Raw genomic sequence first — 13,174 nt, 5'->3', positions numbered from 1 at the left:
GTGCCGAAAGGAGACTGCTCATGGCCGTCGAGACCGACGTGCTGGACGAACTGCGTCGGCTCCGTACCCGGGTCCCCAGGCTGGCGGGGTCGCTCGCGGCCACCGTCGACGGACTCGTCCTCGCCCACGACGTGCCCGACACCGAACCGGAGGGGCTGGCCGCGCTCACCGCCGCCGCGCTCGGTGTCGCGTACCGCGTGACGGATGTCGCCGCCCGCGGCGAGTTCCGCGAACTGCTGGTGCGCGGGACACGGGGATACGTGGCGACCTACGCCGCGGGAAGCACCGCCGTGCTCACCCTGCTCGCCGACGACCGGGTCAACGTGGGCCGGCTGCATCTGGAGGGCCGGCGCAGCGGGGCCCGCATCGCGGAACTGGTCGCCACCGGAGCCGGCCCCGGAGCAGGCCGGCACGCCGACCGCGCGGTGCCCGAACAAGGACCCGTACCCGCCTCGGACGCGGACCGCCGGATCGGCACCCTCCCGGTGCGCGCTCCGCAGCGGCCCGCACACCGGCCCCGGCCCCAGGCCGACGGCTGAATCCAGGCTCTTCTCCCCGGCCGGCCGCCGCGGCACGCCCCGGCGACCGGCCAGAACAACGATCACGACCGAAGGGAAACCTCTCATGGCCAACACCGAGACCGCGCTCAAGGACTGCCTCGGCTCCATCGACGGCGCGACGGCCGCCGCACTCGTCGACTACACCAGCGGCATGGCGCTCGGCACGATGGGCGGTGGCAAGGACTTCAACCTGGAGGTCGCCGCCGCGGGCAACACCGACGTCATGCGCTCGAAACTGCGCACCATGGAACTCCTGGGGCTGAAGGACGAGATCGACGACATCCTGATCACCCTGGGCGGCCAGTACCACCTGATCCGCCCGCTCAAGGGGCGCGGCGGCAACGGCCTGTTCCTGTACCTGGTCCTGGACAAGGCCCGCGCCAACCTGGCGATGGCCCGCCACCAGCTGCGCCGGATCGAGACCGACCTGGAGGTCTGAGCCGGGACCGGACCGGTTCCGGAACGCCGCAACGGGCGGATGCCCTTCGCGAACACCACTCGCGAGGGGCACCCGCCCGTTGCGTTGCCGACCGGCCGCGGTCAGGCCGCGTCGGGGAGCCACAGGTCGGGACCGAAGACCTCGTAGCTGATCTGCCGGGCGGGGACGCCGGCACCCAGGAGCCCGCCACGCACCGTGCGCATGAACGGCAGCGGGCCGCACAGGTACACCGACGCGTCCGCCGGGACGTCGAGCCCGGCGAGGTCCATCAGGCCGCTGCGCGCGTCGGGCTCCTCGGCGCCCGGCCGCTCGTACCAGAAGACCGCGCGGGCGTCCGGCAGTTGCTCCACCAGCGACCGCACCTCGGCACGCAGGGCGTGCTCGTCGGGCGAGGTGTCGGCGTGCAGGACCAGGACCCGGCGGGTCGAACCCGTCGCGGCGAGCCGGGCGAGCATGCCCACCATGGGGGTGCAGCCGATACCGGCCGAGACCAGCACCAGCGGGGTGTCGGCCTCGTCCAGGGCCACGTCGCCGGCCGGCACGGACAGCGCGAGTTCGTCCCCCACGCCGGTCTGCTCGTGCAGCAGGTCGGACACCTCGCCGTCCGGTGCCCCCGCCTCGCCGGTGACGCGCTTGACGGTGATGCGGCGCAGGTCGCCCCCGGGGTCCGAGGACAGGCTGTACTGGCGCAGCTGGTGCACCCCGTCGGGCATCCGCAGCCGCACGCTCACGTACTGCCCGGCCCGTGCGGGCGGGGCGGGCTCGCCGTCGGCCGGGCGCAGCAGGAACGACACCACGTCGGGGGTCTCCTCGTGCCGTTCGACGACCGTCCACTGCCGCCATATCGCGCCCGGTTCGACCCCCGCCTGCTGGTAGAGGCGGGCCTCCTGCCCGATGAGGGCGCCGGCCATCAGCCAGTACACCTCGTCCCAGGCGGCGGCCACCTCCGGGGTGACGGCCTCGCCGAGCACCTCCGCGATCGCGCCGAACAGGTATTTGTGCACGATCGTGTACTGGTCGTCGGTGACCCCGACCGCGATGTGCTTGTGCGCGATCCGTGCCAGCAGGGCGTCCGGCCGGGTGTCCGGATCGGCGAGCAGCGCCTGCGCGAAACCGGCGATGGAACCGGCCAGCGCCCGTCGCTGGGCACCACTGGCCTGATTGCCCCGGTTGAACATGCCGTCCAGCAGTTCGGGGCGGTCGCGGAACATCGCACCGTAGAAACGTGCGGTGATCTCGTCGAGCGCTCCGGCCACGGCGGGAAGGGTGGCCCGGACCACTGCGGCAGATTCTTCGGACAGCATGAGGTCTCCCAACAGCATGACGGGGTAAGGGCGTTGGGCCGCCTTTCCGGACCGGCGGCATCACCTGTATAGCAATCCGGCATGAGGGTTTCCGTCGGTAACCGGCGAGGGCGGGGGACTGCGGGCCCAACGGCCCGGGAGAAGGGGACCTTCGGTCCCGGGCGCCGCGCACCCGGCAGGGCCGATCGGCCCGTCCCTGGGGGCTCACGGCGCTGTTCAGCGGCTTGCGCGCGCCGCGGGGACGGCCTCGTCGAGCTCCGCGGGCAGCCGGGAAAGCAGTTCGAAGACGCCGGTGAGCCGGGTGTGGTGGAGGACGCGCAGGAAGGAGGGCCGGTCCGTGATCAGCCGCAGCCGTCCGCCGCGGGCCAGCACCCGGTTGCGGGCGCGGCACAGCACGCCCAGCCCCGAGCAGTCGATGAAGGACACGGCGCGCAGATCGAGCACCAGGTCGGGAAAGGCCCGGTCGGCCAGCGTGTCCAGGCGCCGCGACAGAACGGGTGCGGTGCGCAGGTCGAGTTCCCCGCGCGGGGTGACGACCGTCGTTGCGGCGACGGTCCGTTCGGGCGGCTCGGCCACGGGCCGGCTGGGATTCTGGGGCATACCGTCCAGCCAACCCTGAGCGGCGAGCCCGCCGGTAGGGCCGGCCGGCCCCGGCCGAAGCGGTCACCGGGGCCGACCGGCACTGACCGGCGAGTACGGCACCGGGCGAGGACAAGGGCGGGGCGGGCGCCGGAACCGTCGGTATCGTGAGCGGAGCGGCACCGCGGGGGATCGGCGCCGCTCCTGTCATCGAGGATGGTCCGGCCGGACGCCGTGGCACAGGTGCCGATGGTCCCGGTCTTCTGGACCGACCGGCCTTGACGGCGTCGCACAGAGGACGGCGGGTGACCCGGGACGGAACGGGTCGTCCGAGGAAAGCAAGGCCGGTCGGCCCTGGCCGTCCGGCCCGAAATCGAGAAGGATCTCCCTGGAGGGGACCGCTCGGCCGAAGGCCGGCGGCCGGCCCACAGGGACAGCCAAGGACAAGGAGCGTCAGATGGCGGACAGCGAGCAGCCCGGACCCGACCGGCCCATCCGGGTCTTCCTGCTGGACGACCACGAGGTGGTCCGCCGCGGAGTGCACGACCTGCTCAACGACGAACCGGACATCACCGTGGTCGGTGAGGCCGCCACCGCCGAGCAGGCCCTGGTCCGCGTCCCCGCGCTCCGCCCCGACGTGGCGGTCCTCGACGTCCGCCTGCCCGACGGCGACGGGGTGACCGTCTGCCGCGAGCTGCGCTCGAAGATGCCCGACCTGGCCTGTCTGATGCTCACCTCGTTCGACGACGAGGAGGCCCTGCTGGACTCGATCATGGCGGGTGCCTCCGGCTATGTGCTGAAGCAGATCCAGGGCTCGGACCTGGTCGCGGCCGTGCGGACGGTCGCCTCGGGGCAGTCCCTGCTCGACCCGAGCGCCACCACCCGCCTGATGGCCCGGCTGCGGCAGGAACAGGAGGAGCCGGAGAAGGAGCCGGACGCCCTGCCGGGACTGACCGAACGCGAGCGGGAGATCCTCGCGCTGATCGGTGAGGGGCTCACCAACCGGCAGATCGGCCAGCGGCTGTATCTCGCGGAGAAGACGGTGAAGAACCACATCTCCCGGCTGCTGGCCAAGCTCGGGGTGGAGCGCCGGATCCAGGCCGCCGTGATCGCCACCCAGGCCCAGGACCGGCTGCGGCGCACGGACCGCTGACACCGGGCGCGGCATTCGGTGGGACGCGATCCTGCGGGGCCCGATAGCGTGGCACCTGCCGGGGGCACATTCCCGGTAGGGCGAGCGAACGGGAGGACCACGGGTGGAGAGCTCCGAGCGGGACGGGGACACCCGTCCTCGGCTGCCGCAGCTGAGGCTGGACGAGTTGCTGGAGGAGCTTCAGGCCCGGATCGACGCGGCCCGCGGCACGCGTGACCGGGTGCACAGCCTGCTGGAGGCCGTTCTCGAGGTGGGGCGCGAGCTCGACCTGAAGCAGGTCCTGCACAGCATCGTCGACGCCGCGGCGGTGCTGGTGGACGCGGAGTACGCCGCCCTCGGTGTGATCGGCCCCGACGGCAGACGGCTGTCGGCCTTTCACACCGTCGGCGTCAGCGAGGAAGTGATCGCCCGCATCGGCCACTTCCCAGAGGGGCACGGCATCCTCGGGGAACTGATCCGCCACCCCGAGCCGCTGCGGCTGACCAAGCTCTCCGACCACCCCTCCTCCTACGGGTTCCCGCCCCATCACCCGCCGATGAACAGCTTTCTCGGCGTCCCCATCCGGGTCCGTGACCAGATCTTCGGCAACCTGTACCTCACCGAGAAGCGCGCCGGGGCGAAGTTCGACGAGGAGGACGAGTCGGTCCTGTCGACCCTGGCCGTCGCCGCCGGCGTGGCCATCGACAACGCCCGGCTCTACGAGGAGTCCCGGCTGCGGGAGCGGTGGCTGCAGGCGAACACGGAGATCACCCACGCCCTGATGTCCGGCAGCGGCGGCAGCGAGGCTCTCCTGCTGATCGCCGAACGCGCCAGGGAGATCACCGGCGCCGCGCTCGCCGAGGTGGCGGTGCCGATGGAGGGCACCGGGTCACTGGTCGTGGAGCTCGCCATCGGCCAGGAGGCGGAGGCGCACCGCGGGCTCGTCGTCCCCATCGACGACAGTCTGCTGGGCCGGGCGTTCACCAGCGCCGCCCCCGTCACCAGTCCGGACGTCTCCAGTGACGAGCGGGTCTCGTCCGGACCACCGCGCTTCGCCGGACTCGGCCCGGCGGTGGCGGTGCCCGTCGGATCGGGCGACGGCGTCCGGGGCATCGTCCTGCTGGTGCGCGCCACCGGTGCCGGAGAGTTCTCCGAGAAGGAGATCGAACCACTGCAGGGCTTCGCCGCGCAGGCGGCCGTGGCGATGGAACTGGCGGAGCGGCGCCGCGACGCCGCGCAGATCGCCGTGCTCGAGGACCGGGACCGGATCGCCCGGGACCTGCACGACCTGGCGATCCAGCGGCTGTTCGCCACCGGGATGACGCTGCAGAGCGCCGGCCGCTTCATCGAGCACAAGGAGGCCTCGGAGCGGGTCGCCCGGGCGGTGGACGACCTGGACGAGACCATAAAGATCATCAGGTCGACCATCTTCGGTCTGCGCGCGCACGACACCGCGTCCGGGAGCGGTCTGCGGGCCCGCGTCGTGCGGGTGGTCGGCGAGGCGGCCCCCCTGCTCGGCTTCGCCCCCGGTGTGCGGATGGAGGGCCTGGTCGACACCCATGTGTCGAAGGAGACCGCCGACCATGTGGTGGCCGTCCTGTCCGAGTCCCTGACCAACATCGCCCGGCACGCGCGGGCCGACCGCGCCCAGGTGGCCCTCGAGACCGACGGCCGCGAGGTGCGGCTGACCGTCTCCGACAACGGCGTGGGCATCCCGGCCGGCGGCCGCCGCAGCGGACTGCGCAACATGGCCGAGCGCGCCGCGCAACTCGGGGGCGAACTGGAGATCGACAGTTCGGCGGACGGGGGCACCACCCTGGTGTGGCGCGCGCCCGTACGGGAGAGTTAGGGCCTGTCCCCGGCCGTGTGTGGTCGGCCCGGGGCTGGGTACCCCGTGCCGGAGCACCGGGGCTCTCCGCAGGGCCGACCGCGGAAGGAGCGTCGTCGTGACGGGCTGGACCTGGGAGTACGAGGGGTACGACGCCGCCGAGGCGCGCCTGCGGGAGTCACTGTGCACGCTCGGCAACGGCTACTTCGCCACCCGGGGAGCGCTGCCGGAGTGCACCGCCGACGAGGTGCACTACCCGGGCACCTACACGGCCGGCTGCTACGACCGGCTCACCTCGGAGGTCGCCGGGCGGCAGGTGGAGAACGAGGACCTCGTCAACCTCCCCAACTGGCTGCCGCTGCGCTTCCGGCTGCCCGGCGGCCCCTGGCTCACCCCCGACACCGCGACCGTGCTCGACCACCACGAGACCCTGCGGATGGCCTCGGGGCTGCTGGAGCGCCTGACCCGGTACGACCTGGGCGGCGGCCGGGTGCTGAGGGTGCGCCAGGAACGGCTGGTGCACATGGCGGACCCTCATCTGGCCGCGCTGCGCACCGAGTTCACGGGGGAGCAGCACTCCGGCGCCCTCGAGGTCGAGGCGGCGCTCGACGGCGGCGTCACCAACGTGGGAGTGGCACGCTACCGGGACCTGGACGGCCGGCATCTGACCCAGGTGCACAGCGGCAGCTCGGCGCCGGACACGGTGTGGCTGCGCTGTCGCACCCGTACCTCGGACATCCTGATCGCCTTCGCCTCCCGGCTGCTGTCCGAGGCGCCCACCGCGATCCGCAGGGAGGACCGGCGTGCCGTCCAGTCGACCCGTCTGCACCTGACCCCGGGCCACACCGCGACCGTGGACAAGATCGTCGCCCTGCACACCTCGCGCGATCCGGCCATCAGCGACCCCTTGCACGCCGCCGTCGACCGGGTGGGCCGTGTCCCCGCCTACGACGAACTGCTGGAGTCCCACCGGACGGCCTGGGGCCAGCTGTGGCGCCGGGGCGAACTGGACGTCCCCGGTGAGGCCGGCGGCATTCTGCGTCTGCATCTCTTCCATGTGCTCCAGACCCTCTCCCCGCACACCGCCGACCTGGACGTCGGGGTGCCGGCCAGGGGGCTGCACGGCGAGGCCTACCGCGGACACGTCTTCTGGGACGAGCTGTTCGTGCTGCCCTACCTCAACCTGCACTTCCCCGAGGTCTCCCGCGCCCTGCTGCACTACCGGCACCGCCGGCTGGGCCGGGCCCTGACCGCCGCCCGGGACGCCGGACGCAGGGGAGCGATGTTCCCCTGGCAGAGCGGCAGCGACGGCCGGGAGGAGGCCCAGCAGCTCCACCTCAACCCGCGGTCGGGCCGCTGGGTGCCCGACCACTCCCACCTCCAGCACCATGTGGGCTCGGCGATCGCGTACAACGTGTGGCAGTACTGCGAGGCCAGCGGCGACACGGAGTTCCTGCACACCAAGGGCGCCGAACTGCTGCTGCAGATCTCCCGCTTCTGGGCGGACGCCGCCACCTGGGACCCGCTGCTGGGCCGGCACCGGATCAAGGGTGTGGTCGGCCCCGACGAGTACCACGACGCCTACCCCGACGCGGCCGAGCCCGGACTGGACGACAACGCGTACACGAACGTGACCGCCGCCTGGGTGCTCGCCCACACCCTCGACGTGCTGCGCGACCTGCCCGAGCCGCGCCGGCGGGAACTCGACGAACGCACGGGCCTGGACGGAAGCGAACTCGAGAAGTGGGAGGAGGTCTCCCGCACCCTGCACGTGCCCTTCCACGACGGTGTCATCAGCCAGTTCGAGGGGTACGGAAAGCTCGCCGAGCTCGACTGGCAGGACTACCGGCGGCGTTACGACGACATCCGGCGGCTGGACCGGATCCTGGAGGCCGAGGGCGACAGCGTCAACCGCTACCGGGCCTCGAAGCAGGCGGACGTCCTGATGCTCGGCTATCTGTTCGCCCCGGCCGAACTACAGGGCCTGTTCCGCCGGTTGGGGCATGAGTTGGACGAGGCGACCTGGCGGCTCACGGTGGACCACTACCTGCACCGCACCAGCCACGGCTCCACCCTCAGCGGCCTCGTCCACGGCTGGGTGCTGGCCCGGGAGCGGCGCGCCGAGGCCTGGACGTTCTGCCAGGAGGCACTGCGCGGGGACATCGCCGACGTCCAGGGCGGCACCACCGGCGAGGGCATCCACCTCGGCGCCATGGCCGGCACCCTCGACCTGGTCCAGCGCGGACTGCCCGGGCTGGAGACCCGGGGCGGCGACCTGCGGCTGGACCCGGTGCCCCTGCCGGAGCTGTCCTCCTACGGCTTCACCCTGCGCTACCACGGCCACTGGGGTGTCCGGCTGAGGCTGGAACGCGGCCTGTTGGAGATCGCCGTACCGGCCTCCGGCCCCGGCCCGGTCGACGTGCGCCTCCCGGACCGCACGGCCCGCCTCCACCCGGGGGAGACGGGCCGCCTGCCGCTCACGGAGTGACCGTCCGGCGGGTCACCGGGGCACCTGATCTCCTTCAGGCCGGGGCAGGGGTACCACCCGCCTGCGGGGGAAGATCGAACCCCTGGAGAGCAGGGCAAGAACGGGGATCCGCCTCAAGAGCGACGGACCGCCCCGTGATCGGGTAAATCGGCTGCCGTGCGTTGCGAGAACCAAGCGTGCACACCGTGTCGATCGAGAACCAAGACGGCACACCCGGGCTTTGCTCGACGAACCGGGCAGGTTCCGTCCCGGCTGGTGTTGAGGGAGTAGGACCTCGCAGGTCGTTGACCTGCGAGGCGTCCTGAGCCAGGAATCCCCTACTTCAGTTGGGGAGGGTTCAATTGTGGAAGCTGATGTACCCGTACCGCGGAGCGCCTGTCCGGTCCCTCGAGGGACCGGACAGGCGCTCCGCGGTACGTCCGGTGCCGGACGCCCGGCTCTCTCAGCTCACGCGCCGCTCTCCCGCAGCATGTCCTCACGCTCCACGAGCTTCACCCGCTCGCGTCCCTGCGGCTCGCCCAGCGCCTTCTCCGCGGCGTCCAGCCGGTGCCAGCCGTCCCAGGTGGTGTAGCGGACGGCGCGCTCGGCGAGGAACGTGTCCACGGCCTCCGGGGCGGGCGAGTCCGGGGCCGACAGCCGGCCGTTGGCGAAGTCGTCCAGCAGGTTCGCCACCGTCTCGTTGGCGTCGCCCTTGGTGTGGCCGATCAGGCCCACCGGGCCGCGGCGGATCCACCCGGTGACGTAGGTGGACGCCAGGTGCTCGCCGTTCTCCTGCATGACCCGGCCGCCCTGGTCCGGGACGGTGCCGGAGTCGAGGTCCCAGGGCAGCTTGGGGAGCTTGTCGGACAGGTAGCCCACCGCGCGGTAGACCGCGCTGACGTCCCAGTCCTTGAACTCGCCGGTGCCCTTGACGCCGCCGGTGCCGTCCAGCTCCGTGCGCTCGGTGCGCAGGCCGACCACCTTGCCGTCCTCGCCGAGGATCTCGGACGGCGACTCGAAGAAGTGCAGGAACAGCTTGTGCGGACGGTCGCCGGTGTCGCGGATCGCCCACTTCTCCAGGGTCTTGGCGACCATGTCGGCCTGCTTGTTGCCGCGCCGGGTCGCGATCGAGCCCTCGTCGTAGTCGATGTCCTCGGGGTCGACGATCACCTCGATGCTGGGGGAGTGGTCCAGCTCCCTCAGCTCCATCGGGCTGAACTTCGCCTGCGCCGGGCCGCGGCGGCCGAAGACGTGGATCTCCCGCGCCCTGTTGGCCTTCAGTCCCTCGTGGACGTTCGGCGGGATCTCCGTCGGCAGCAGTTCGTCCGCCGTCTTGGCCAGGATGCGGGCGACGTCGAGGGCGACGTTGCCGACGCCGAGCACGGCGACCTTCTCCGCCTCGAGCGGCCAGGTGCGCGGCACGTCCGGGTGGCCGTCGTACCAGGAGACGAAGTCGGCCGCGCCGTACGAGCCGTCGAGGTCGATCCCCGGGACGGACATCGCCCGGTCGGCGGTCGCGCCGGTGGCGAAGATCACAGCGTCGTAGAACGCGCGCAGGTCGTCGAGATGGATGTCCGTGCCGTAGTCCACATTGCCGAACAACCGGATCTGCGGCTTGTCGAGCACCTGGTGCAGGGCCGTGATGATGCCCTTGATCCGCGGGTGGTCGGGAGCGACGCCGTACCGGATCAGACCGAACGGCGCCGGCATGCGCTCGAAGATGTCGATGGAGACGCCCGGTTCGGCGGCGACGTCGGACTTGAGCAGGGCGTCGGCGGCGTAGATCCCGGCGGGGCCGGATCCTACGACGGCTACCCGCAGGGGGCGGGGCATGGGCAGGTTCCCTTCGAGCGATGACAAGAGCCTCACCCGATCCTAAACAAAGGCTTGCCTTACCTGGTACGCGGGTCCGGTCTATGGGCACATAAGCAGCCCTTATGGCCTCTCGAAGCCTCTCCGGTGCTCTCCTGTGTTCTCCGGTGCGACCCCCGCGGTCACGGGAGGGTCTGCTCCGCCCAGATGACCTTACCGGCCGGTAGGTAGCGGGTGCCCCAGCGCTCCGCCAGCTGCGCCACCAGGAACAGGCCGCGCCCGCCCTCGTCGGTCATGGTCGCGTACCGCAGATGCGGCGAGGTGCTGCTGCCGTCGAAGACCTCGCAGATCAGATGGCGGTCCCGCAGCATCCGCACCTCGATGGGACCGCCGCCGTACCGGATCGCGTTGGTGACCAGCTCGCTCAGGATCAGCTCCGTGCTGAAGGAGAGGTCCTCCAGTCCCCACTCGGCCAGCTTCCGGGCGACCGCGGCACGCACCTCGGCGACGGCCGCCGGTTCGGAGGGCACCGGCCACTGGGCGATCCGGTCCGCGGCGAGCCCCCGGGTGCGGGCCACCAGCAGGGCGATGTCGTCCCGTGCCCTGACCGGGCTCCGGGACTCCAGCACGGCCCGGCAGGTGTCCTCGGGAGAGTCCCCGGCCCGCGACAGCGCCTCGCGCAGCAGCTCCAGACCGACGTCGATGTCGTGTTCCCGGTCCTCGACCAGCCCGTCGGTGTACAGGACGAGACGGCTGCCCTCCGCCGGCTCCAGCTCGGCCGTCTCGAACGGCAGCCCGCCCAGCCCCAGGGGCGGGCCGGCGGGCACGTCCACGAACTCCACGGTGCCGTCCGGGTGGATCAGCGCGGGCGGCGGATGGCCCGCGCGGGCGACCTCGCACTTCCGGGTCACCGGGTCGTAGACGGCGTACAGACAGGTGGCCCCGGTCACCGGGGCGCTGTGCTCGTCCTCCGTCTCGTCCGAGTCGATGCGGCCGACCAACTCGTCCAGCAGGCCCAGCAGCTCGTCGGGCGGCAGGTCGAGCGAGGAGAAGTTGTGCACCGCCGTGCGCAGTCGCCCCATGGTGGCCGCGGCGTGCAGTCCGTGCCCGACGACATCGCCGACCACCAGCGCGACCCGTGCCCCGGACAGCGGCAGGACGTCGAACCAGTCACCGCCCACCCCGGCCTGGGCGGGCAGATAGCGGTAGGCGATGTCCAGGGCGCTCTGCTCGGGCAGGCTGCGGGGCAGCAGGCTGCGCTGGAGCGTGACCGCCATGCTGTGCTCACGCGTGTAGCGGCGGGCGTTGTCGATGGCCACCGCGGCCCGTGCGACCAGTTCCTCCGCCAGGGCCAGCTCGTCCTCGTCGAACGGCTCGGGCTTCTCGGAACGCCAGAAGCTGACCACGCCCAGCAGCAGGGAACCGGCCCGCAGCGGCACGGTGATCAGCGAGTGGATGCCGTACTCCAGGACCTGCCCGGAGCGCTCCGTGTCCTGCGTCCGCCACCCCGGGGCCTCGCTCAGCCGGGGCTCGACGAGCGGCCGGCCGGCGGTGAGGCTGCGGCCCTGCGGGGACGACTCGACGAACCGGGTCCGGGTGCCCACCGGGTACAGCGGGGCGTCCTCGCGGATGCCGGCCATCGCCGTGCGGTGCGCCGAGCCCGCCCCGTCCGGCTGACCGCCGGCCAGCACCGTCTCGAAGAGGTCCACCGTGGTGAAGTCCGCGAACCGCGGTACGACGAGTTCCGTCAGCTCCTCGGCGGTGCGGGTGATGTCCAGGCTGGTCCCGATGCCCACACCGGCGTCATAGAGCATGTCGAGCCGCTCCCGCGCCGCCTCGGCGCGGCCGGACAGCGCACGCAGTTCGGTGGAGTCGCGGACCGTGGCGACGCTGCCGGGTGGGCCCCCGGCACGGTCGGTGGACCGCTGGTTGACGGCCAGCAGCCGGCCGCCGACCCGATGCACCTCGTCCGTGGCGACGCGCCCCGAGGACAGCAGGTCGGCGGTGCCGGGGGCGAGGGGGAGGTCGAGCACATGGCGGCCCTCCGCGTCCTCGGGCAGGCCGAGCAGCCGGTGCGCCTCGTCGTTGGCGAGCAGCAGGGTGCCGTCACCGGCGAGGATGATCACGCCTTCCCGCACCGCGTGCAGCACCGCGTCGTGATGCTCGTACATCCGGGTCATCTCGTGCGGACCCAGTCCGTGGGTCTGCCGCAGCAGGCGTCTGCTGATCAGGGCCGCGCCCGCGGTGGCCAGCACGAGTGCGGCGCCCCCGGCGGCCAGTACCAGCGGCAACTGGTCGTCGACGGCGCCCCCGACGTGCTCGGTCGTGATCCCCGCCGAGACCAGGCCCACGACGACGCCGTCGGAGTTGTCCACCGGCACCACGGCCTGGACGAGGGGACCGATGGTGCCCGTGATCTCCTCGGTGACCGGCCGCCCGGCCAGTGCGGGCCGCAGGGTGCCGACGAACTTCTTGCCGATACGGTCCTTCTCGGGGTGGGTGTAGCGGATGCCCTCGGTGTTCATGACGACGACGAAGTCGACCTTCGCCTGCTTGCGGATGGTTTCCGCGCGCGGCTGGAGCAGGAGAGTGGGATCGGGGGACCTGAGTGCCGCGACGATGCCGGGCGCGTGGGCGAGCGTCTCCGCGACGGCGAGCGAACGGCTGCGGGCCTCCTGGGTGCTGTCGTGCCGCACCTGCAGCACCAGCGCGATCACGGCCGACACGACCAGCAGCAGCACGATCACGACATGCAGGATGAACACCTGCCCTGCGACGCTGCGTACGCTCAGCACCGGCCGGAGCCACGCCGGTGGGGGCCACCGCGAACCGTCGCCTCCCCGCCGTTGCCGACCTGTGGAGGCCCCGGTGCTGGGCCGCTGGGGCGACCGGGCCTGGGATCGACCCATCAGTCGGACCATGTGCCGAGTTTAACTACCGGCCCCGATGGCGCGTCCTCGACGGACGACGGCCCTCCGCGGCGGGGCCCCGGGCCGGTCAGGTGCGTCGGCGGTCCCGCCGTCCCTTGTCCGGAACACCGCTGCGTGGGGCGA

General features: G+C 72.3%; 9 protein-coding genes. 5 read left to right on the top strand and 4 right to left on the bottom strand.

Annotation, left to right across the window (positions count from 1 at the left end):
* Positions 1 to 20: 20 nt before the first annotated feature.
* Together PYS65_RS01155 and PYS65_RS01150 are read left to right on the top strand one after the other, a co-directional pair.
* Positions 21 to 539, top strand: coding sequence for a roadblock/LC7 domain-containing protein (locus tag PYS65_RS01155; RefSeq protein ID WP_279331794.1), 519 nt, complete (start codon positions 21 to 23; stop codon positions 537 to 539).
* Between the two features lie 85 nt (positions 540 to 624).
* Positions 625 to 999, top strand: coding sequence for a roadblock/LC7 domain-containing protein (locus PYS65_RS01150; RefSeq protein WP_279331793.1), 375 nt, complete (start codon positions 625 to 627; stop codon positions 997 to 999).
* Positions 1,000 to 1,100: 101 nt separating this feature from the next.
* Here the strand turns inward: PYS65_RS01150 and PYS65_RS01145 are convergent, their stop codons facing one another.
* Positions 1,101 to 2,303: a globin domain-containing protein gene (locus PYS65_RS01145; protein ID WP_279331792.1), complete on the bottom strand. Its 1,203-nt coding sequence runs from the start codon at positions 2,301 to 2,303 to the stop codon at positions 1,101 to 1,103.
* A gap of 216 nt (positions 2,304 to 2,519) precedes the next feature.
* Positions 2,520 to 2,903, bottom strand: coding sequence for an STAS domain-containing protein (locus PYS65_RS01140; RefSeq protein ID WP_279331791.1), 384 nt, complete (start codon positions 2,901 to 2,903; stop codon positions 2,520 to 2,522).
* A 436-nt stretch (positions 2,904 to 3,339) separates the two neighbouring features.
* Here PYS65_RS01140 and PYS65_RS01135 point away from each other — a divergent pair, with 436 nt between their 5' ends.
* From PYS65_RS01135 to PYS65_RS01125, 3 genes are all read left to right on the top strand, one after another.
* Positions 3,340 to 4,035 (top strand): response regulator, encoded by a 696-nt coding sequence (locus tag PYS65_RS01135; protein WP_279331789.1) that lies wholly within the window; start codon positions 3,340 to 3,342, stop codon positions 4,033 to 4,035.
* 103 nt (positions 4,036 to 4,138) lie between these two features.
* A complete protein-coding gene (locus tag PYS65_RS01130; protein ID WP_279331788.1) occupies positions 4,139 to 5,863 on the top strand; it encodes a GAF domain-containing sensor histidine kinase in 1,725 nt (574 codons plus the stop codon).
* A gap of 97 nt (positions 5,864 to 5,960) precedes the next feature.
* Positions 5,961 to 8,330, top strand: coding sequence for a glycoside hydrolase family 65 protein (locus tag PYS65_RS01125; RefSeq protein ID WP_279331787.1), 2,370 nt, complete (start codon positions 5,961 to 5,963; stop codon positions 8,328 to 8,330).
* 447 nt (positions 8,331 to 8,777) lie between these two features.
* Here the strand turns inward: PYS65_RS01125 and PYS65_RS01120 are convergent, their stop codons facing one another.
* Complete coding sequence (locus PYS65_RS01120) at positions 8,778 to 10,142, bottom strand: FAD-dependent oxidoreductase (RefSeq protein ID WP_279331786.1); 1,365 nt, start codon at positions 10,140 to 10,142, stop codon at positions 8,778 to 8,780.
* Positions 10,143 to 10,303: 161 nt separating this feature from the next.
* Entirely contained in the window at positions 10,304 to 13,030 is a 2,727-nt protein-coding gene (locus PYS65_RS01115) for a SpoIIE family protein phosphatase (protein ID WP_387042162.1), read from the bottom strand.
* Positions 13,031 to 13,174 lie beyond the last annotated feature (144 nt).

This window comes from Streptomyces cathayae (assembly GCF_029760955.1).
Classification (GTDB): Bacteria; Actinomycetota; Actinomycetes; order Streptomycetales; family Streptomycetaceae; genus Streptomyces; species Streptomyces cathayae.
Note: the sequence above shows the minus strand (reverse complement) of the source record. Positions and strands in the feature narration are given on the sequence as shown.